Annotated in this window: 26 protein-coding genes (1 of these 26 running past the window's edge); 1 reads left to right on the forward strand and 25 read right to left on the reverse strand. The window is 38.7% G+C overall.

Features of this window, described 5'->3' with window-relative positions; all coding sequences use genetic code 11:
* Positions 1-109 precede the first annotated feature (109 nt).
* Positions 110-1,054 (forward strand): endo-beta-N-acetylglucosaminidase, encoded by a 945-nt coding sequence (locus tag AB1I62_RS12925; RefSeq protein WP_002382461.1) that lies wholly within the window; start codon positions 110-112, stop codon positions 1,052-1,054.
* A 278-nt stretch (positions 1,055-1,332) separates the two neighbouring features.
* Here the strand turns inward: AB1I62_RS12925 and AB1I62_RS12930 are convergent, their stop codons facing one another.
* The 25 genes from AB1I62_RS12930 to bgsB all read right to left on the reverse strand — a co-directional run.
* The gene (locus AB1I62_RS12930; protein WP_048737843.1) at positions 1,333-2,169 is read right to left on the reverse strand and encodes a DUF6287 domain-containing protein; all 837 of its coding nucleotides are present in this window, start codon (positions 2,167-2,169) and stop codon (positions 1,333-1,335) included.
* A 234-nt stretch (positions 2,170-2,403) separates the two neighbouring features.
* A complete protein-coding gene (locus AB1I62_RS12935; protein ID WP_002356305.1) occupies positions 2,404-3,123 on the reverse strand; it encodes a YebC/PmpR family DNA-binding transcriptional regulator in 720 nt (239 codons plus the stop codon).
* Positions 3,124-3,209: 86 nt separating this feature from the next.
* Positions 3,210-4,397, reverse strand: coding sequence for a nucleotidyltransferase (locus tag AB1I62_RS12940; RefSeq protein ID WP_002376446.1), 1,188 nt, complete (start codon positions 4,395-4,397; stop codon positions 3,210-3,212).
* A gap of 80 nt (positions 4,398-4,477) precedes the next feature.
* Positions 4,478-5,218 (reverse strand): class I SAM-dependent methyltransferase, encoded by a 741-nt coding sequence (locus AB1I62_RS12945; RefSeq protein ID WP_002356302.1) that lies wholly within the window; start codon positions 5,216-5,218, stop codon positions 4,478-4,480.
* A gap of 1 nt (position 5,219) precedes the next feature.
* A complete protein-coding gene (rsfS, locus tag AB1I62_RS12950) occupies positions 5,220-5,558 on the reverse strand; it encodes a ribosome silencing factor (RefSeq protein WP_033072556.1) in 339 nt (112 codons plus the stop codon).
* Between the two features lie 46 nt (positions 5,559-5,604).
* The gene (gene yqeK / locus AB1I62_RS12955) at positions 5,605-6,195 is read right to left on the reverse strand and encodes a bis(5'-nucleosyl)-tetraphosphatase (symmetrical) YqeK (RefSeq protein ID WP_002356300.1); all 591 of its coding nucleotides are present in this window, start codon (positions 6,193-6,195) and stop codon (positions 5,605-5,607) included.
* Positions 6,173-6,832, reverse strand: coding sequence for a nicotinate-nucleotide adenylyltransferase (locus AB1I62_RS12960; protein ID WP_002365150.1), 660 nt, complete (start codon positions 6,830-6,832; stop codon positions 6,173-6,175). The genes yqeK and AB1I62_RS12960 overlap by 23 nt, the downstream gene beginning before the upstream one ends.
* Positions 6,833-6,849: 17 nt before the next feature.
* Complete coding sequence (gene yhbY, locus AB1I62_RS12965; RefSeq protein ID WP_002356298.1) at positions 6,850-7,161, reverse strand: ribosome assembly RNA-binding protein YhbY; 312 nt, start codon at positions 7,159-7,161, stop codon at positions 6,850-6,852.
* Between the two features lie 23 nt (positions 7,162-7,184).
* Positions 7,185-8,294, reverse strand: a complete 1,110-nt coding sequence (gene yqeH / locus AB1I62_RS12970; RefSeq protein ID WP_104874830.1) for a ribosome biogenesis GTPase YqeH — start codon at positions 8,292-8,294, stop codon at positions 7,185-7,187.
* The gene (locus tag AB1I62_RS12975) at positions 8,291-8,818 is read right to left on the reverse strand and encodes a YqeG family HAD IIIA-type phosphatase (protein ID WP_002356296.1); all 528 of its coding nucleotides are present in this window, start codon (positions 8,816-8,818) and stop codon (positions 8,291-8,293) included. The genes yqeH and AB1I62_RS12975 overlap by 4 nt, the downstream gene beginning before the upstream one ends.
* A 221-nt stretch (positions 8,819-9,039) precedes the next feature.
* Positions 9,040-9,828, reverse strand: coding sequence for an acetyl-CoA carboxylase carboxyl transferase subunit alpha (locus AB1I62_RS12980; protein ID WP_010709894.1), 789 nt, complete (start codon positions 9,826-9,828; stop codon positions 9,040-9,042).
* 1 nt (position 9,829) lies between these two features.
* The gene (gene accD, locus AB1I62_RS12985; protein WP_002356293.1) at positions 9,830-10,696 is read right to left on the reverse strand and encodes an acetyl-CoA carboxylase, carboxyltransferase subunit beta; all 867 of its coding nucleotides are present in this window, start codon (positions 10,694-10,696) and stop codon (positions 9,830-9,832) included.
* 55 nt (positions 10,697-10,751) lie between these two features.
* The gene (locus AB1I62_RS12990; protein WP_016617176.1) at positions 10,752-12,122 is read right to left on the reverse strand and encodes an acetyl-CoA carboxylase biotin carboxylase subunit; all 1,371 of its coding nucleotides are present in this window, start codon (positions 12,120-12,122) and stop codon (positions 10,752-10,754) included.
* A 7-nt stretch (positions 12,123-12,129) separates the two neighbouring features.
* Positions 12,130-12,555 (reverse strand): 3-hydroxyacyl-ACP dehydratase FabZ, encoded by a 426-nt coding sequence (fabZ, locus tag AB1I62_RS12995; protein WP_002356286.1) that lies wholly within the window; start codon positions 12,553-12,555, stop codon positions 12,130-12,132.
* Positions 12,556-12,558: 3 nt separating this feature from the next.
* A complete protein-coding gene (gene accB / locus AB1I62_RS13000; RefSeq protein ID WP_048737840.1) occupies positions 12,559-13,047 on the reverse strand; it encodes an acetyl-CoA carboxylase biotin carboxyl carrier protein in 489 nt (162 codons plus the stop codon).
* Between the two features lies 1 nt (position 13,048).
* A complete protein-coding gene (fabF, locus tag AB1I62_RS13005) occupies positions 13,049-14,284 on the reverse strand; it encodes a beta-ketoacyl-ACP synthase II (RefSeq protein WP_002382453.1) in 1,236 nt (411 codons plus the stop codon).
* Between the two features lie 18 nt (positions 14,285-14,302).
* On the reverse strand, positions 14,303-15,040 hold the full coding sequence (fabG, locus tag AB1I62_RS13010) for a 3-oxoacyl-[acyl-carrier-protein] reductase (RefSeq protein WP_002356283.1): 738 nt from the start codon (positions 15,038-15,040) through the stop codon (positions 14,303-14,305).
* Positions 15,041-15,043: 3 nt separating this feature from the next.
* Complete coding sequence (gene fabD / locus AB1I62_RS13015; RefSeq protein ID WP_048737838.1) at positions 15,044-15,973, reverse strand: ACP S-malonyltransferase; 930 nt, start codon at positions 15,971-15,973, stop codon at positions 15,044-15,046.
* Between the two features lie 32 nt (positions 15,974-16,005).
* Complete coding sequence (fabK, locus tag AB1I62_RS13020) at positions 16,006-16,962, reverse strand: enoyl-[acyl-carrier-protein] reductase FabK (RefSeq protein ID WP_002356279.1); 957 nt, start codon at positions 16,960-16,962, stop codon at positions 16,006-16,008.
* Positions 16,963-17,098: 136 nt separating this feature from the next.
* A complete protein-coding gene (locus AB1I62_RS13025) occupies positions 17,099-17,326 on the reverse strand; it encodes an acyl carrier protein (protein WP_002356278.1) in 228 nt (75 codons plus the stop codon).
* A 52-nt stretch (positions 17,327-17,378) separates the two neighbouring features.
* Positions 17,379-18,344 (reverse strand): beta-ketoacyl-ACP synthase III, encoded by a 966-nt coding sequence (locus tag AB1I62_RS13030; protein ID WP_002359378.1) that lies wholly within the window; start codon positions 18,342-18,344, stop codon positions 17,379-17,381.
* Positions 18,345-18,359: 15 nt separating this feature from the next.
* Positions 18,360-18,800 (reverse strand): MarR family winged helix-turn-helix transcriptional regulator, encoded by a 441-nt coding sequence (locus AB1I62_RS13035; RefSeq protein WP_002362455.1) that lies wholly within the window; start codon positions 18,798-18,800, stop codon positions 18,360-18,362.
* 389 nt (positions 18,801-19,189) lie between these two features.
* Positions 19,190-19,420: a YkuJ family protein gene (locus AB1I62_RS13040; RefSeq protein ID WP_002379802.1), complete on the reverse strand. Its 231-nt coding sequence runs from the start codon at positions 19,418-19,420 to the stop codon at positions 19,190-19,192.
* Between the two features lie 100 nt (positions 19,421-19,520).
* Positions 19,521-20,411 carry an NAD(P)-dependent oxidoreductase gene (locus tag AB1I62_RS13045; RefSeq protein WP_002356274.1) on the reverse strand — a complete coding sequence of 297 codons (891 nt, stop codon included), beginning with the start codon at positions 20,409-20,411 and terminating at the stop codon, positions 19,521-19,523.
* Between the two features lie 72 nt (positions 20,412-20,483).
* Positions 20,484-21,484: the 3' portion of a cell wall glycolipid biosynthesis glucosyltransferase BgsB gene (gene bgsB / locus AB1I62_RS13050; protein WP_010825503.1), read on the reverse strand. The gene runs 223 nt beyond the window's last position; the window shows 1,001 of its 1,224 coding nt (coding positions 224-1,224); its start codon lies off the right edge, out of view; the stop codon is at positions 20,484-20,486.

The raw sequence follows: 21,484 nt of genomic DNA on the forward strand, positions 1-21,484 counted from the left end.
GTGGATTTGCTCACTTTTGTTCTCTTCTTCTTGTGTTTAAATTATAAAAATGATAACATATCTTTGTTAACGCTTACAAAAAATATTTATTTTATAGGAGGAGAAAGTTATGGGGCATCAATTGAGCACTCATTTTTTTAACAAGAAAACAGGGATTATTTCAACTTTTTTAAGTTTGATACTTTTAGTCGGTGGGTTACTGTTTGCACTACCTGCATTTGAAGTACAAGCAGCATCAACTGTTACACCTAAAACAGTCATGTATGTAGAAGTAAACAACCACGATTTTAACAATGTGGGAAAATATACTTTAGCTGGAACCAATCAACCTGCTTTTGATATGGGGATTATTTTTGCAGCCAATATTAATTATGATACGGTCAATAAAAAACCTTACTTATATCTAAATGAACGGGTCCAACAAACTTTAAACGAAGCTGAAACACAAATTCGTCCAGTTCAAGCACGCGGCACTAAAGTCCTATTGTCTATTTTAGGCAACCATGAAGGTGCTGGCTTTGCTAACTTCCCAACTTACGAAAGTGCGGATGCCTTTGCAGCTCAATTAGAACAAGTCGTTAATACGTATCATTTAGATGGTATTGATTTTGATGATGAGTATGCTGAATACGGAAAAAATGGGACGCCTCAACCAAATAATTCTTCGTTCATTTGGTTACTTCAAGCCTTAAGAAATCGCTTAGGTAATGATAAATTAATTACTTTTTATAATATTGGACCAGCGGCTGCGAACTCTTCAGCTAATCCTCAAATGAGTTCTTTAATTGATTATGCTTGGAACCCTTATTATAGTACCTGGAATCCACCACAAATTGCAGGTATGCCTGCTTCTCGTTTAGGTGCTTCTGCCGTTGAAGTTGGTGTCAATCAAAATCTAGCTGCGCAATATGCCAAACGTACAAAAGCGGAGCAATATGGTATTTATCTAATGTATAACCTCCCAGGAAAAGATTCATCTGCGTATATCTCGGCGGCGACACAAGAACTTTATGGTCGAAAAACGAACTATTCACCAACTGTTCCAACACCTTAATATTATCTCGTGTCTACAAGCGCCAACATGTAAAGAGTTAAAAGCCAGCTTACTACAAGCTGGCTTTTTGGTATCTTGAGCGAATAGTTTTACACAAAAAAAGACCCGCCCTTTGGGTAAGGACGGGAAAGGAGTTAAAAATGAAAAAGTGTTTTGTGTTGTTAAGGTTGTTTGTTGATATGCTTATATCTTACAAACTAAATGTGAAGATTTTGTGATCATTTCATTCTTATTTTGCTACTTTTATAGGAATTAAATAGATTGCCACGAGACTATCTTTAGTTGCCTCGTGCATCCGTTATTCTGACTGCTCCTTGTGGTGATACTCTGTAAAAACCGACAGTTCCTGTCCCTCCATTTGCAACCATCTGTTTCGATTGGGCTCTAAAAAAGAAGTCATTTCCATTCATACCCAAAAATCCAAGGTTCGTATCATTATTTTCTGCATCAGTCAATGTCTTTCTAATATATGTCTCTGCTTTTTCTTGTGTATCGATGATTTTTGCCTCTTCATTTTGGTCTTGATTTTCCTCTTCAGAAGAACGATAGTAATACTCTTCCGCAGGATAATTTCCACTATCTTGAGTAATTAACAATCGTGGTTTCGTCTTATCCGATTGGTCGCCGTTAGGATTTTCAACACCAATTTTATATAATAATAACGCAGCACCAGTAGGCCCCCACCTAATACTTAAGCTTGTAATTGGTCGCGACTCATCAGTAGGTAAATCCTTCGTAATCATTCCTCCGGTATTTGTACTACCATCAGGATGAATGATCAAACTCTCTCCTTTACCATTTTTCCATGTTCCAGCTAAAGTAGTAAAATCGCCAGCATTAATCGCTGTAGTATCTAAATCAGCTACAGTTAGCTGACTATTGTTTTCATCAGCTGTCTGCTCTTCATTTTTCACTGATTCGTTAGACTCGATACTGCTGCTCGCTTGTTCATTTGTCTTATCAATTGTTTCACTGGTTTTTTCATTCGTATTCGTCTCTTCAACTTTAGAGGATGCCTCCGTTGAAGCGGTTACTTTCTTTTCTTTTGGTTCCCGACAAGCAGTTAATGATAAAACCGCTAGCCCGACAAAAAACGCGAACATTCCCTTTTTCACGCCTATTCACCCCGTTCAATGATCTATCTTACTAGACTATTGTACTATTAATTCAACTGTTTAGACAAATATTTATGGAACAGACAAAAGTTGAACCAGTCATTGAATGCTTTGTGTCACATGAACCTATCAATCAACTTTCTTTTTTCTATGTATTATATGAAAAAAAGTGAGCCATCAGTCAAAATGACCGATGGCTCACTTTCTAAATCTTAAAACAAACGAACAAATGGATTATTCAGGTAAATCTACATTATGATGAACTTTTTGAACATCTTCTAAATCTTCTAAAACGTCTAACATTTTTTCAAAGTTCGCTAAATCGTCGCCTTCTAATGTTACTTCGTTTTGTGGAACCATTTCTAACTCAGTAACCGTGAATTCTTCAATGCCTTTTTCTTTTAACGCTTCTTGTGCATGGTGGAAATCTTCTGGTTCTGTGTAAACGATAATTTGACCGTCTTCTTCAACAACATCGCGAACATCAATGTCTTTTTCCATTAAGTATTCTAAAATTTCATCCGCATCGTCACCAGCAAAGCCAATGATACCTGTATTATCAAACATGTAGGAAACAGCACCGCTGACACCCATGTTTCCGCCGTTTTTACCAAATGCGGCCCGCACATCTGCTGCTGTTCGGTTCACGTTGTTTGTTAAAGCATCAACAATGACCATTGAACCATTTGGCCCAAATCCTTCATAGCGTAATTCAGAATATTGTTCATCTGCTGAACCTTTTGCTTTTTCAATAGCGCGATCAATAATATGTTTTGGTACATTGTATGTTTTGGCGCGTTCGATTACAAACCGTAATTTTTGGTTTGCATGAGGATCAGGGTCTCCTGACTTCGCTGCTACGTAAATTTCAATCCCGAATTTTGCATAAACACGGCTATTGTTTGCGTCTTTGGCAGCTTTTTTCTCTTTAATATTTGCCCATTTACGGCCCATATTCTCACTTCGCTTTCTCTGATTTGTTGTTAGTATCTTATCCCTTGTTTATTATACTGGGGAAACTGATTTTTGTTAAGTATTTTTTAGGTATCTGGCGAAAATCGTAAGGGAAACCGACCAAAATTTTGTTCTTTTAAAGAAGAATCTCCCATCTGGTATAGTTGATTGGCGCGAATATCTAACGAAAGCATTGCGCGGTTTTCTTTAGATACTTTGGAAATTACCGGCAATTGAATCTGTGCTTTGGTTTCTTTTAGATAAGCTTGTCCCTTTGGCGTAAATCCTAGCACATGGAGATAGCTGTCTTGCCAAACAGTTTCAACTTCTTCTTTGGTCATATTTAACAATATATAGGTTGCTAATCGTTGCAATCTTGTCCAAGTATAACGCTTCGTTTTCATACGTTCCATTAATTCGTGAAAAGAACCTGCTGCTTGGATTTGATCTTTTAGTCGATATTCAAGTCCTTCCGTCATTTGGTAAATGGCTTGTAACTCTTCTAACGAGGATTGAACAATTTTATACTTTAGGAAGGGCCAATAATTTTCCCATGAAATCATTGCCTGTGTTTGTAAATGTTGTGCGGTTATAGAAGGAACCGTTGGCAGTACTTGCGTTATTTCTTGTTGAAAAACACTTTGCCTAATCGCCGTGGCGCTAGCAACTTTCCCAGAAATCGTTGCATCATGAAAGCCCGCTTGTTTTCTAGCAATTGGGTAGAGCGTCATCGGGGTTGGATACGTGGCATTTTCCTTTGCATAACTCATCCCCAAAATATGATTAGGCGAAGAAAAATCGAACCTGCTTTCAGGATATACTTGACGAAAAACAGCAGTCATTTTTTGTGGATAACTCAATTGTTTGTCTGTCAATGCGTGGAACGTTTGATCAATTAAGGATTGATTTTCTTGGACAAACTGGCCGAAAGCCGCATAATCAATTGCGCTTGTACTATCTGTTCCAAAACATAAGCTCTCACATTGCAACGCCTGCAATAACTTTATACCGCCTTTGGCAAAGTAATCCGCAGACTGTACCGACCAAGCTGTCGGCAATTCAATGACTAAATCCACACCATTTTGCAAAGCTTCTTCTGCTCTGGCCCACTTATCTAGTAAGGCTGGTTCTCCTCTTTGTAAAAAATTTCCACTCATTATAGCAATCACTACTTCAGCTCCGCTTTGTTGGCGAGCTTGTTGGGCATGATAGCGATGTCCATTATGAAAGGGATTATATTCCACGATAATGCCACAGGCTTTCACTCTAGCCACCTCCGTTATAAAAAAATGGACTTATCAGCAAAGAGACAAACGTTTTTAAGCGCTGTCCCAAGCTCATAAGCCAAATCTTATTAATCTCTTTGACAAACAAAGAACCAGCGTTCACTTGTTTCAGTTGGTGCTTCATCTGTAAAATCTGCATAAACTTTGACGTTCATGAAACCAGCACTTTCTAACATTCGTAAATAGTTATCTAACGAATAGGTTCGTTCTTGATGCAATTCATCATACCGAACAAAGTGCTCATCTGTTTCCTGTTCTTTCACAAAAAATGTTAAGAAATGTTCGATGCTGTGTTCTTTTTCACCAGCGTAACTATCCCATAGAAAAGCAAATTCTTCTGTTTGATAATGATAGCTATATTCTGGAAAAACTGAATCAATTTTGTAAGTAGAATGAACATCAAAAATGAACGTTCCTTCCTCTTCTAACGCTTGATAAACTTCATCGAACACTTGTTGTACTTCTTGGCGATTAGCCATATAGCACAGTGAATCAGAAAAACAAGTGATGGCTTGGTATTGTCCCACTTCAGATAAATCTAGCATATTTCCCTGAACAAATTGAACTGGCACTTCTTCTTCAAAGGCCCGTTCACTAGCAATCATCAACATTTCTTCTGATAAGTCTAAGGCCGTCACATCGTAACCACTTTTCGCAAAATCAACTGCTAAAGCGCCTGTACCACAAGCCATTTCAAGAATTTGTTGGGTTCCTTGTGGGAGATGACGATTGGAAAAATCCAACCATTTTTGGTATAGGCTTTCGTCCATCACTTCGTCATAGACGAAAGCAAACGTTTCATAGGCCATTTTAGTCGACCCAAGCGCTTAGATCAACCATTGGGGCATCTGACCATAATTTTTCTAAATTGTAAAAGGCACGTTCTGAAGATTGGAATACATGGACAATAACATCGCCTAAATCGATTAAAATCCATTTTCCGCCTTCTTTACCTTCCACACGTTTGACTTCTACTTGATTTTTGGCTTCTTGTTCGTTAATTTCATCAACAATCGCATTGATTTGACGTTCACTATTGGCTTGGCAAATTAAAAAATAATCTGCTAATAATGAAATCTCTCTTACGTCTAATGCGACAATTTCTTCTGCTCGTTTTGAATCTGCTGCTTTGACAGCAATTTCTAAAATTTTCTGGCTATCTATGATAGTTCCCTCCTAGTAATTCTTTCTTCTTTTATTTTTGATTAACGACCCATTGATTGTAGGTCTCTAACGTTTTTGGATAAATTTTATGTTCTTGTTCAATCAAATGTAACAAGGTATGTTTCGTTTCATAAGCAACCGCTGCATCTAAGTCAACAAGGGCAATTTCACGGGCTTCTTTCACACCTGGAAAATCACGTCCTGGTTCAATGTAATCTGCGACATAAATAATTTTATCTAGCAAGCTCATCTTAGCAGCCCCAGTTGTATGCACACGAATTGCCTGCAAGATTTCTTCGTCATCAATGGCTAATTCCCGTTGAACAATATCCGCCCCAACTAAGCCATGCCAAATTTCATTGCCATAGTTTAATAAAGCCAAATCAAAACCATCTCGGCGAATAATCAACTCGAATTCATCGTTTGGACGTTCTTTGGCGTAATCATGCGTCAAAGCAGCAATACTGGCTTTCGCTTCATCGGCACCATATTTCGCTGCCAAGGCCACAGCTGTTTCCTCGACTCCTAACACATGGCGAAAACGACGTTCACTCATTTGCATTTGAACTTTTTGCATTAATAATTCACGTTGTGCAGCATCATAATTTGTTATCCAGCTCATCTTGATACAGTCCCTTCTCTTGAATATAGTTTATCACATTCTCTGGAAGAAGATAGCGTGTTGAGCAACCACTTTTGACTTTTTGTCTAATCAAAGTGGAACTAATCGCCATCTGCGGAACATCGACCCAAATAATTGGATAGGTAGATTCCGTTGGATAATTAGGACGCCGAATGCCGACAAATTGAACTAAATGGAGTAAGTCATCAATCCGATGCCATTTGGGCAAGTATTCCACCATATCTCCACCAATTATAAAATAATAATCAGTATCTGGATTGGCTTCTTTTAAAGCTTTCATCGTATCATATGTGTAACTTTTGCCTTTGCGAATTAATTCAATTGGCTCAATATCTAAGCAGGGATTATCAGCCACTGCTAGTTCTAACATCGCTAACCGATGTTCACTGCTAATTGTTTTCTTTTCGTCTACATGTGGTGGTAAGTACGTAGGCATTAAGTAAACTTTGTCCAAACCTAGTTGATTTTGAACTTGATCGGCCATGACAAGATGTGCTAAATGAACGGGATTAAAATTACCACCTAACAAGCCGACTTGCTTTCTTGTTTGAAAACGTAACGGTTCCTCTTGCAAGAGAACGTCCGCTCCTTGACGCGCTTGTCTTTTTTCTCCCATTGTTCATCCCTCCAATATTAAATCTCTTTGACTGCTGCTGAAATTTTTTGATATTTTTCTTTACTTGATGGCTTGAATAAGACCAACACGCGACCAATAATTTGTACCACATCGCAATGAATGGCTGCTGTTAGTTCTTCTGCAACCTCTTCTGCTACTTCATCTGTATTTTGTAATAACGTGATTTTAATCAATTCACGTTTTTCCAACGCTTCATCAATTTGTGTAATCATTGCGTCATTCAAACCACCTTTGCCTACTTGAAAAATAGGTTGTAAATGATGTGCCTGACTACGTAAATAACGTTTTTGTTTTCCTCTAAGTTTCAAATTGTTTGCCTTCTCTCTAAAATTTAAATTAATGCTTTTCTACGTAAAACATCGACACCTTTAGGCGCCCAACCAGCGACTACACCAGGTTCTGTGACAGTAATCCAACCTAGACCAGCAAACACAATATCCGTTTTTTCTTTCACGGAAAATTCAAAGCGCACTAATTCAGGAAACTCAGCGACTTCATCGGCACGTGGAGGCTGCAATAAGCCACCAACATGTTTTTCATAAAAAGCATCGACGGTTGCTGTTTTTGTTCGGTGTAAATTTAAGTCATTGGAAACGTAGGCAATGAAGGAACTTTTAGCACCTTGGACATAATCGAAGCGAGCCAAGCCACCTAAAAACAAGGTTTGTTCAGCATTTAATTGGTAAACTTTCGGTTTGATTTCTTTTTGCGGTGCAATAATTTTCAAGTCTTTTTTACCTAGGTAATGTGCCATTTGATGACGGTGAATAATTCCGGGCGTATCGATTAAGAAGTGGCCATCGTCTAATGGAATTTCAATTTTATCTAGCGTTGTTCCAGGAAATTGTGATGTCGTAATCACATCTTGAACACCCACTGTTTGTTGAATGATTTGATTGATTAATGTTGACTTTCCAACATTGGTCACACCTACGACATAAACGTCTCGGCCTTCACGATATTTTTCGATCGTATCTAATAACTCTTGCATTTCTTGTGGTTTCTTGCCACTTGTTAGTAAAACATCAACAGGGCGTAATCCTGCTTCATGGGCCCGTTCTCTCATCCATTGAACCATTTTAGGTTTTTTTAATGATTTAGGCAAAATATCCACTTTATTGCCAACTAACAACACAGGATTATCTCCGATAAAACGATGTAGTCCTGGAATAAGAGAGCCATTAAAGTCAAAAATATCCACTACGTTCACAATCAGTGCATCTTCTGTTCCTAAACCATTCAATAAACGTAAAAAGTCATCGTCTGTTAATTGGACATCTTGAATGTCATTATAATGTCTTAAGCGAAAACAACGTTGGCAATAAACTTCCCCTGTTTCCATTCCTTTTTCGAAAGCTGTTTTTGGTGTATAGCCTAATTCATGAGGATTTTCCGTTTGGATAATCGCACCACAGCCAATACAATGAATTGCCTCTGTCATTCTAATCCGCCTCTCCATGTCATTTCTGGATGTTTTTTTGATAAGTATTTCATAATTTTCCGTTCAAAGAACCGATTGATTCTAGTATTCCAGCCATCTGTATCGACAATCGGTTGAACTAAAACATTGCGTATACCCGCTGCGTTAGCTCCCCGAATATCTGTCATAATCTGATCGCCGACCATTAACATTTCAGATGGCTTCAAGCCTAATTTTTTTTCTGCTAATTTGAAGCCACGTGCGGTTGGTTTCAAGGCACGTGCTACATAATCTAAGTCAAACTTTTCAACAACGCGTTTAATCCGGCTGTCTTTGTTGTTTGAAACAACGAGGACAGTAATTCCTGCATTTTTCATTTCTAATAACCAAGTTTTTAATTCTTCTGTTCCATCGGGATTATTCCAAGCAATTAACGTATTATCTAAGTCAGTTAGTACTGCCTTAATCCCTAGTTTTTTTAATTGTGCGGGGGTAATTTTATAAATCGCATCAATCATCCATGTCGGTTTATATTTTGAAAACATCGTGACTCCTCTCACTGACACTATGTAGTTTCTTCGATTTTAAGAGACTGAAACATAACTAAACAATTATGCTTCAGTCTCTACCTATTGTATTATACTGCATTTTACTGAAAATTTCTATAAAGGACGGTCGTTCCTTGTAAAAGAACAAGTAAAATAAAAGAAAAAATAAAAAAAGCCACCCATCAACCCCTGAAAAGTTCGTTGATGAGTAGTAACTTCTAATATTTGCGAAAACGTTGGTATCTTTTTTCTAGTAACGTTTCCGTATCTAATTTAGCTAATTCAGTTAATTTTGAAATAAACGCTTTTTGTAACATGCGATTAATTTTTTCTTGTTCCAGAGGCTGACCGTTCATAACTTCTGGAATTACTTTATCTACAATAGCTAATTCCTTCAGCTCTGTCGCTGTGATTTTCATCAATTCTGCTGCTTCTTTCGCACGACTGCCATCTTTCCACAAAATAGAGGCGAAACCTTCTGGCGAAAGAACCGCATAAATCGTGTGTTCCAACATCCAAACTTCATCTGCGACTGCTAACGCTAAAGCACCGCCACTACCGCCCTCACCAATGATGACTGAAATGATTGGCACTTTCAAATCAGACATCTCTAACAGGTTTTGCGCAATGGCTTCCCCTTCTCCCCTCTCTTCGGCACCAATTCCACAATAGGCACCAGCAGTGTTCACAAAGGTAATGACTGGGCGGTTAAATTTTTCCGCTTGTTTCATTAAACGTAACGCTTTGCGATACCCTTCAGGATTAGGTGAACCAAAATTACGTTCAATATTTTCTGGTAGATTTCGACCCTTTTGGATACCTACCACTGTAACTGGTTTCCCTTGCAAAGTAGCAACACCACCGACTACAGCTAAATCATCGGCAAAGTAACGATCCCCATGAAATTCTAAAAAGTCCTCAAAAATGGCTTCTATATATTCTAAAGTTGTCAAACGATCTTGGGCTCTTGCCAAGGTAACAACATCATTGGCTGTTTTCTTTTCCATGTTAGCGCCACCCTTCCAAAGAATGTAAACGTAACAAGTCGCTCAATCGTTGACGCAAAAGATTTCTTGGCACAATCTGATCTACAAAACCATGTTCTAAAAGAAACTCGGCCTTTTGAAAATCATCTGGCAACTCTTGACGAATCGTTTGTTCAATTACACGGCGGCCAGCAAAACCGATTAAACTCTGAGGCTCTGCCAAAATAATATCTCCATCCATCGCAAAACTTGCGGTAACACCGCCAGTCGTTGGATCAGTCAATACCGTAAGATACAGCAGCCCTGCTTTGTTATGCCGTTGCAAAGCGGCCGAAATTTTCGCCATTTGCATCAATGAAAAAATTCCTTCTTGCATACGGGCACCACCAGATGCAGTGAAAATCACTACTGGTAAATGCTTTTCTGTCGCCCGCTCAAACAAGCGTGTGATTTTTTCACCAACAATCGTTCCCATACTGCCCATGATAAAATTAGCGTCCATGATTCCAATTGCAACAGCTTGTCCTTCAATTGTTGCTTCTCCCGTTAAGACAGCTTCATCTAGCCCAGTTTTTTCTTGCATTTTTTCAATTTTTTCAAGATAACCAGGAAAATTTAGTGGATCTTTTGTCACTAATTCACTGTCCCAATTGTGGAAACTTTTTTCATCAACGGTTATCGCTAATCGTTCCCATGCACCAATCCGAAAACTATAGCCACAATGCGGACAGATTTTTTCTGCACCCATTTCTTTTGTATACAGTGTTCGCTTACAAGAAGGGCATTTTGCCCACATATTATCTGGAACAGAAGGCTTCTTTGATGCATCATTTGCATCAGCACGATTTGGATTAATGCGAATGTAATTTTTCTTTTTAAATAATGCCATTTGCTTACTCCTCGTATTTTAGCGGCAAGAGCACAGCTCTTGCGGCGTTCTTTCTTTAATGATTGCTTTCTGGCTCCCAATTTGGTAGAAATGTTTCTTGTAAAAAGCTTGTGTCATAGTCACCTGTCAAAACATTGTCATGTGTAATTAAATCTAATTGGAATTCGGCATTCGTAATAATACCTTCTGTTACAATTTCATTTAAAGCCCTTTGCATTTTCATCAAGGCATCAAAACGATTTTCACCATGTACGATGACTTTTGCAATCATTGAATCATAATAAGGCGGAATTGAATACCCTGAATACATAGCGCTGTCTACACGCAAGCCCATTCCACCACTAGGCAACAAGAGATTTTGAATTTTACCTGGTGAAGGAGCAAAATTAAAGGCAGGATTTTCAGCGTTAATTCGGCACTCAATCGCATGCCCAGTCATGATAACATCCTCTTGGGTATAGCCTAAAGGTTCACCTGAAGCAATTTCTAATTGTGCTTTGACTAAATCAATCCCTGTTACCATTTCCGTAACTGGATGTTCGACTTGGATGCGGGTATTCATTTCCATGAAATAAAAGTCGCCAGCTGGATCCATCAAAAATTCAATGGTTCCGGCATTTTCATAATGCACAGCTTGTGCCGCTCGAACGGCCGTTTCGCCTAACATCTGACGCTTTTCTTCAGAAATAGCAATCGATGGTGATTCTTCTAACACTTTTTGATTATTTCTTTGTAGTGAGCAATCACGTTCTCCTAAGTGAATCACATGCCCATATTGATCACCTAAAATTTGCACTTCGATATGACGTGCTGGATAAATAATTTTTTCTAAATACATATCATCATTACCAAATGCGGCTTTGGCTTCTTGCTGCGCTGAAGTAAAGTGTTTCGGTAACTCTTCTTTTGAAAGAACTTTTCGGATTCCTTTTCCGCCACCACCAGCAGCTGCCTTTAACATCACTGGGTAACCAATTTTTTCAGCAATCGTCAACGCTTCTTCGACAGAATCAATGACGCCATCACTCCCAGGAATAACAGGTACCTTGGCTTTTTGCATCAGTTGACGTGCGTTTATTTTATTGCCCATTGCATCAATCGTTTCTGCTTTAGGACCGATAAAAGTAATGTTACATTCTTCGCACATTGAAGCAAATTGACTATTTTCAGATAAGAAACCAAACCCTGGATGAATCGCTTCAGCATTGGTAACAATCGCTGCACTTAAAACAGCTTGAACATTTAAATAAGAATCAGTTGCTTTCGCCGGTCCAATACAAATGGCTTCATCTGCTAACTGTGTGTGTAACGCTTCTTGATCCGCTTCAGAGTAAACAGCAACTGTTTGAACGCCTAATTCGCGACAGGCACGAATAATACGAACAGCGATTTCTCCGCGGTTTGCGATTAATACTTTCGAAAACATTTTTCACCTATCCAATCATAAAGGTTAATTCAGCCTCGGCAACTTTTTTTCCATTAACTTTTGCCACACCTTTACCCATTCCAGCAGAAGCACGGACTTTTAAAAGTTCAACCTCTAAAATTAATGTGTCGCCTGGTGTTACCTTTTGTCTAAATTTTGCTTTATCTAATCCACCAAAGTATGCCGTTTTCCCTTTGAATTCAGGCATTGAAAGTAATGCCACGGCGCCTGCTTGAGCCAACGATTCAATAATTAAAACTCCTGGCAAAACAGGATTCCCAGGAAAATGACCTTGAAAAACTTGCTCATTAACCGTTACATTCTTTTTCGCTACAACGCGTTCCCCGGGAATGACTTCTTCAACACTATCTAATAATAAAAAGGGATAGCGATGTGGTAAAATTTCTTGAATTTCTGTAATTGTTAATTTCATGTTTTATTCTCCTTTAGCAACTCGGAATAGCGGCTGACCAAATTCAACCACATCTTCATTGTTGACTAACACTTCGGTAATCACACCGTCAACTGTCGCCGTAATTTCATTCATTAATTTCATCGCTTCAACGATACACACAACGTCACCCGTTTTAACAGTGTCTCCTACTTTGACAAAGTTCTCTTTATCTGGTGCTGGTTGTAAATAAACGATTCCTACAATAGGTGACGTAATTTCTTCTGTCTTTTTATTGACTGTCGGTGTATTGGTTGGCGTTTCTTCAACGACAGAAACTGTTTCAACAGGCACTGACACACCACTAGCGGCTACTGGTGTTTCTTGTGGTTGCGCCACTGGTTCTACGGCACTTCGTCCAGAAACTGTATTTTTATTCATATATAATTCAAACGAGCCTTCTCGTAAATCGAATTCGGTTAAAGTTGATTGATCAAATTGTGTTAATAGTGCTTTTACTTCTTCTAACTGCATGTTAATCCTCCCAGCGTTTTAAGCAAATAACTGCATTGTGGCCACCAAAGCCTAGCGAGTTACTTAAAGCATAATCAAATTTATGCTCTTTGCTTTCGTTTAAAACAACGTTCACCGTAATTGCTTCATCTTGATTTTCCACATTAATGGTTGGCGGAATAAATTGATGTTGTAAAGCATTTAGGGTAGCAATTCCTTCAATCCCACCAGCGGCGCCTAAGAGATGTCCCGTCATACTCTTCGTACTACTTACATACGCCGTTTTTGCGGCATTACCTAAAGCCAATTCAATAGCTTTAGATTCTGCACTGTCATTGGCTTGTGTGCTTGTTCCATGGGCGTTAATATAGCCAATTTTTTCTGGAGAAATCCCCGCTTCTTCCATTGCTAGTACCATGGCTTTCGCTGCGCCGCTCCCATCTGGTGTTGGTGATGTCATATGATAGGCATCGCAATTAGCACCATAGCCAACCACTTCACCTAAAATAGTTGCGCCTCGTTCTAGAGCATGATCTAATGATTCTAAAATAAAGACACCCGCACCTTCTCCCATCACAAATCCACTACGTTCTTTATCAAAGGGAATTGAGGCTTTTTCTGGATCAGTCGCCTTTGTTAAAGCGGTCAAGGAAGCAAATCCTGAAATACCGATTTCTGTAATAGGCGCTTCTGCTCCACCAGCAATAATGACATCGGAGTAGCCATGTTTGATATTGCGGAACGCTTCCCCAATTGAATGGGTTGCACTAGCACAAGCCGTCACTGTTGACGTACAAATTCCTTTGGCACCAACACGTAAAGCAATATTTCCCGCCACCATGTTTCCAATCGCCATTGGAATAAATAACGGTGCCACACGTTCAGGTCCTTTGTCGTGCATCCGAATTACTTGATTTTGAATTGTTTCCAAACCACCAATCCCGGAACCCACCATGACGCCAAACCGATCCACATCTAGTTGACTGGTATCCAAGCCACTCATAGCCATTGCTTCTAAGGCCGCATAAATGCCAAATAACGAAAACTTATCCATGCGTTTGCCATCTTTTTTAACAAAATATTTTTCCATTGGAAAGTCTTTCACTTCAGCTGCTAAGGTGACACCTGTTTCACTAACATCAAATTTACTAATCGGTCCGATACCATTTTTCCCTGTTTTCAAACTTTCTAAAAAAGTCTCAGGTTCATTGCCAATCGGCGAGGTGACACCGTAACCGGTAATAACTACTCGATTCATCCTTTTGACTCCTTTCGTTTATCCGTGCATGACTAAGCCGCCATCAACATTCACTACTTGCCCAGTAATATAGGGACTTTTAGCTAAGAAAATCGCTGTAGCTGCGACATCTTCGACTTGCCCAAACGTTTGTAAGGGAATTTGCGCATTCATTTGTGTTTTAACTTTTTCCGATAAAACATCCGTCATTTCTGTTTGGATAAACCCTGGTGCAATCGCATTGCAGGTAATACCGCGCGGCGCAACTTCTCGTGCCACCGATTTAGTAAAACCAACGACACCTGCTTTACTCGCAGCGTAGTTTGCTTGACCAACATTTCCCATTAAACCAGAAACGCTAGCCATATTAATAATCCGACCACTTCGTTGTTTCATCATACGTTTAACCGCTTGTTGGGTCATGTTAAAAGTTCCTACCAAGTTAATATCTAAACAGGCATTAAAATCCTCTTTTGTCATTCGTAATAATAATTTATCATTCGTAATCCCAGCGTTATTCACCAGAATATCAATCGAGCCTAATTGGTCAACAGTTGCTTGAATCATCTCACCTGCTGCATCAAAATCGGAAATATCTCCAGAAAGGCCAATACATTTTACCCCAAAGGCTTCAATTTCTTGTCGTTGTTCTGGCGTAATCTCACTCCGACCGTTTAAAACAATATTGGCGCCCTCTTTCGCAAAAGCCAACGCAACTGCTTTGCCAATCCCGCGAGTGCTTCCAGTAATAAATACGTTTTTCCCTGTTAATTCCATTTTTTACCTCCCAGTAAGTGCTGTTAACGTTTCTTTTAATGTTGCAACATCTTCCACACGGTGCATTTCAATTGTTTTGTCAATTTTTTTAACAAAACCAGTTAATGTTTTCCCTGGACCAACTTCAATCATCGTTCCTACGTTCATAGCCTTCATCGTTTCGATACTGTCTTCAAAACGTACCGCAGACATGACTTGCTTTTCCAATAACGCTTGAATTGCCTCTTGGGGCATAATTTCGGCAGTCGTATTACTAATGACAGGAATTTGCATCGTTTGAAAGTTCAATTTTGCTAAATCCTGAGCCAATTTTTTTGATGCTGGTTGTAACAGCGCCGTATGGAAAGGACCACTCACATTTAACGGAATCATTCGTTTCACACCAGCTTCTTTGAGAAGTGTCATCGCTTGATCAACAGCAGCAACCTCACCACCAATCACGATTTGTTGTGGTGTATTATAATTTGCTGGAGCCACAATTCCGAAAGCACTGGCTTCTTGGCAGGCTTTCTCAATTACTTCACGCTCAGCATTCATAACAGCAACCATTTTGCCAGTTCCTTGTGGTGCTGCTTCTGTCATGTACTGACCGCGCTTTTGGACCAAGGCCACTGCTTCTGAAAAGCGCAAAGCCCCGCTGGCAACCAAAGCACTGTATTCCCCTAAGCTTAAACCCGCTACGACATCAGGCGTTAGTCCTTTTTGTTGCAAAAGACGGTAAAATGCGACACTGACTGTTAAAATAGCAGGTTGCGTATATTCTGTTTCATTTAAACGTTCATTTTCAGTAAAACAAAGTTCTGCCATCTCATAACCTAAGATATGACTTGCTTCATCGAAAGTTTCCCGAACAATCGCTTCTTGGTGATATAATTCTTCACCCATCCCTTGATACTGGGCTCCTTGTCCACTAAATAAAATCGCTGTTTTCATACGACACCTCATTTTTTGTTAAAATTATTCACTTAGCCCCAACGCTGATTCATCTTATGTACAATCGCTTTGCATTCAGACATGAGTGAATCAATGATTTCTTGGGCTGTTTCTTCTTTTTTTATTAACCCGGCAATTTGTCCCGCCATGACGGAACCGTAATCCATATCCCCGTCAACGACAGCTTTGCGCAAAGCGCCCTGACCAATTTTTTCAAACATTTCTAAATCAGGCACTTCTTTTTGGAGTTCTTGCTTTTCTAATTGATTATATTGAGCGGTTAATTTATTTTTTAAAGTACGCACTGGATGGCCAAAATGTTGGCAGGTAATTACTGCATCTAAATCACGTGCCTTTAAAACTTTCTGTTTATAATCTGGATGAACGTTGCATTCTTTGGCAATTAAAAAACGTGTGCCTAACTGGACTGCTTCAGCACCTAACATAAAGGCCGCAGCCATACCACGACCATCACCAATCCCACCTGCTGCAATCACAGGAATTGACACAGCGTCAACGATTTGCGGTAAGCCACTCATAGTGGTTAACTTGCCAATATGTCCACCAGCTTCCATTCCTTCAAAAATGACAGCATCGGCACCAATTTTTTCCATTCTTTTTGCTAAAGCAACTGAAGGAACTACTGGGATTACTTTAATGTTATGTTCTTTAAAACGAGCCATGTATTTGGCTGGATTGCCTGCACCTGTCGTTACGACAGGAACCTGTTCTTCACAAACCAAATCGACAATTTCATCGGCAAAAGGTGAAAGTAACATGATATTGACACCAAAGGGTTGCTCCGTTAATTCTTTAACTTTTTTAATTTCTTTTTTTACGACTTCTTTTGGGGCATTGCCGCCAGCAATAATCCCTAATCCACCAGCGTTTGACACGGCACTTGCTAATGAAGCATCGGCTACCCAAGCCATACCGCCTTGAAAAATGGGATAATTGATTCCAAGCAACTCACATAACTGTTGATTCATTGATTTTATACGTCCTTTAGTTCTAAGATAAGTACACTTCATTCAAGTAAAAAAGGATTTTTCCGGCTTATTTACTTGTTTTTTTAGGGACTGGGTCATTTAGCAATTAAATGTCCCAGCCCCCTATTTTCATGTATTAGTTTGCTTGTTGTTTTTCTACATATGTTACTAAATCTTGAACGGTTTGGATGCCATCTTCTGTTTCGATTTTCACATCAAATTCATCTTCGATTTCGTTAATGATTTGGAATAAATCTAAGCTATCCGCATCTAATTCTTCTTGAATGTTTGTAGTTAATTGTACCTCTTCAGCATCTTTTCCTAATTCTTCTACGATAATTGCTTGAATTTTTTCAAATACCATGTGTATATTCCTCCAAAATAGTCATTTTCTTCATTTATATGTGAACAGTTTTTTACAGCGTTAGGAGCAGTGAGCCCCATGTTAAGCCGCCGCCAAATCCTGTTAGCACCACGCGTTGTTGGGAACCTAAAATTAAGGTCCCATTTTCAACTGCTTCATCCAACAAAATAGGAATACTAGCAGCTGAGGTATTGCCATATTTATCCATATTCGTTAAAAACTTCTCGCGGGAAATCTTCGTCTTACGTGCAATTTTATCGATAATGCGCACATTTGCTTGATGTAATAGAAGATAATCCACGGTTTCGTCCGTCACGAGTGATAAAATATTTTGTGAAACATCTTTAATCGCAAAATCAAAAATACTACGTCCTTCCATCTGTAGCGTCTTACTAGCCTGCTCATGCCCCTGATAAAAAGGACTTTCGTTGATCGTGTAGCCTGACGTTAAAGCCGCCCACCGTTGTCCATCTGCTTGTAATTTTTCATTTAGAAAATGCGGTGTCTCAGCCGCTTCAATCAAGACGCCAGCAGCCCCATCACCGAAAAGCACCGCTGTGGAGCGATCGGTCCAATCCAACATTTTGGAAAATGTTTCGCCACCAATTACTAGACCTGTTTGATAACGACCACTTAAGACTAGTTTTTCTGCCATGCTTAAGGCATAGACAAAACCAGAACACGCTGCACTGATGTCAAAAGCAAAGGCCTCAGTGGCGCCAATTGCGCCTTGCACTTGGCAAGCAACAGAAGGCATATTGAAATCTGGTGTCACTGTTGCAACTAAAATAAAGTCAATCTCACTTGCTTGCTTTCCAGATTTTTCCAATAACTGTTTTGCGACCTGATGACATAAATCAGACGTATTTTCTTGCGTAACGATGCGACGTTCACTAATGCCTGTTCGCGAATGTATCCATTCATCAGAGGTATCCATCATTTCACTCAGTTGGTGATTCGTGACACAATTCTCTGGAACATAACGGCTTGTACAACTAATTCGTGCATAATTCTTCATGGGGATCCTCACTTTTTATTTGTATTCTTGCAAGAAATCATGAAGATTTTTTAGTGCTCTTAACAGCGCTTGTTCTTCTTCTTGCTCCATGCCTTTCAAAATGTTTTTAACCATTTCACGATGAAAATGCTGATGGACTCTAAAAAGTAATTTTCCTTTTTTAGTTAAGCCAAGCTTTACTACACGTCGATCATCTTCACTACGCAAACGTTCAACATAGCCTTTTTTAACTAAGTTGTTAATCGCTACAGTAAGTGTTCCGACAGTAATTGAAAGTTCCTTGGCTACTTCTGAAGACGTTTTTTTCTTGTACATACCAATTGCTTCGATTGTGTGCATCTCCGTAATGGATAAATCATTAAATTGTGATTTTTTCAATTCAGATTCTTCAATCGTTAAGATGTCATTAAAGACACTGACTAAGTAATCGTTGACTGTTTCTAAATTAGGTTCCATTCTGTGCACCATCCATATACTTTGATTATCAAAACATTTGATGTTCAAACTATATCGTAAATAAGCAAAGAATGCAAGAGAATTTTCTATATTTTTAATGAAATATTCTTCAAATATTTCAAAAAAGGCGCATTTTCAAGGGACGAGGCTTTTAAAAAAAGGATCAATTACTTTGATACCCAAACTATTTTCACAGAAAAAGGAAAGAAGTGCAACTAAAAAGCATCACTGGCACTCCCCTGATTGAGAAGTGCCAGTGATTTTTGTTATATAATTCTTAAATTCCCACTAAGCTATTGCTACAACTTGACTGGATAATACGAGAAGAGAGTGAACCAGAAGCTTTGGTGCTTCTACTCCACTCCCTTATTAAAATGTAGGACGATTAATTATTGAATTAAGTCGTAAATTTCCATTGCTACAATATCGATGTTATCGAATTGATAGCTTTGGTGCGTATCAGATTCTGTTAATTCAAATGTTTCTGTTGATTTATCAAAACTTACAATACATTTCTCTACGCCTTCACGTTCAAAGCGGCGTACTTGTACTTCATTATCTGCTGCTTCGATCATTGCTTCCAGTCTCTTAATAATCGCCACAAGTTGTGAATGTTTCATCAGTGGGCCTCCTTTTGCAAACTAGTTCTGTACCATTGTAACAAAACATTGCCTAACTTGCATGATTTTTCGTCATTTTTTTTGATTTTTTTGTTGTTCTTTAATTTTTATTCGTTGGTTGCTTGCCATCTGTCCACCAAAGCTTAATTAAGGCCTGTGTGCCATCATTTTCAAACCCTTTATCTGCAAGGCTTTCATATAATTCTGTCGCTTTTTGCGTCGCTGGCAATGGAAGGTCAAGTTTTTTTGCTTCATCTAACGCAATCTTTAAATCTTTGATAAAATGTTTAACAAAAAAGCCTGGCGTATAATCTTCTTTTAAAATACGCGGACCATAATTACTTAATGACCAGTTTGCAGCACTACCACCACCGACTGTTTCCAGAACTTTTTCTAAAGTTAATCCTGTCGCATTTGCGTAAACGAGCATTTCAGTCAAACCGGTCATTGTGCCTGCAATCATTAACTGATTCGCCATCTTAGTGTGTTGCCCTTTTCCAGCTGAGCCGTGTAGCATAAACGTTTTACCAAATGTTTTGAAAATTGGTAAGACGGTGTCATAACTTTCTTGATCGCCACCAACCATAATTGTTAAAGTACCATTTTTAGCACCTAAGTCACCACCAGAAACTGGCGCATCCAACGCATGAGCACCCACTTCTGCTGCTTTTTTGGCAATCTTTTCAGCCAAGGTTGGCGTACTTGTGGTTAAATCTACTACTATTTTACCTGTAAGATCTGCTTGAAAAATCCCTGTTTCATTAAAATACACGCCTTCAACATCTGAAGGAAAGCCAACCATTGTAAAAATGATATCACTCGCTTCCGCAATTGCTTTTGGCGTATCATACCAAACTGCTCCTTCAGCAACTAAATCATCTGTTTTACTTTTTGTTCGATTATAAACATTGACAGATAAATTGTTTTTCATCATATTACGAATAATTGATTTCCCCATGACACCCGTTCCAATAAAGCCGATTTTAGACATAGTAGCTTCCTCCGTTCTTAAAATAAAAAACTTTCCTCCTTCAGTATAAACGAAGGAGGAAAGTTTTGCAGTTTATTTTCTTAAAGATGTAAATTTTACTTTAATTTTTTTTATTGAGTCCGCATTTTCTTTTTCCATTTGAAGTTGATCAAAGTAAATCAATGTGTCTTGATAAAATTCAATCATTTTGTTGCCAAAGTTTGTAGAAGAAATTTCAAATAATTTTTCATCTAAAATAGTTTGGTCTATTTTAATATTTGCTTGTATATAGTCAATCAATGTTGGGGCAAAATCACTGTCTGTCTTAAAAGTTTTGCCTAAGCTTTCATGATCAAATAAATTATTTAAATAGGCGTTCCCTTCTGCAACACATTGAACGCCAGCAGCCATCGCTTCTGTATAAGTTAAGCCTTGTGTTTCCGACGTTGAGGCGCTGACAAAATAGTCAGCAGCTTTATAATAAATGGCGACTTCTTCATTTGGCACTTCACCCGTAAATTGAACGTATTCACTGACTTCTAGTTCTTCTGCTAATTCTTTTAAATCCTCTAGATAGGGACCATTTCCAACTATTACTAAACGAGTTTGTGGTAATTTTTCAATAACTTGTGGTAACCCTTGAATAATTGCTTGAATATTTTTTTCATAAGAAATTCGACTTAACGATAACAACATAATCTGTTGCTCTTCAATACCTAGTTGTTGACGCATTCCAGCGATCATTTCCTCAGTAATATCGGGACGTAAAAACTTATCAATTTCGATCCCTGTTGGAATAATTCTCATTGGTGCGGTTACTCCATAATCCCGTAATTTTTCAATTACACGTTCACTGGGACAAACAACACCTGTCGTATGATTTGTAAACACTCTTGAAAAGAATTTAACATGTGATGGACGGACGACTTTTCCTTTAGCAATATAATGTAAGTAATCTTCATACATCGTATGATACGTATGGATGACAGGAATTTTCATTTTTTTCCCAACCATTTTCCCTAAAATACCCGCACCAAATTCAGTATGTGTATGAATTAAATCTAATTCCAATTCTTTGGCAATTAAATAGGCGT

Source organism: Enterococcus sp. AN402 (genome assembly GCF_040719405.1).
GTDB classification, from domain to species: domain Bacteria; phylum Bacillota; class Bacilli; order Lactobacillales; family Enterococcaceae; genus Enterococcus; species Enterococcus faecalis.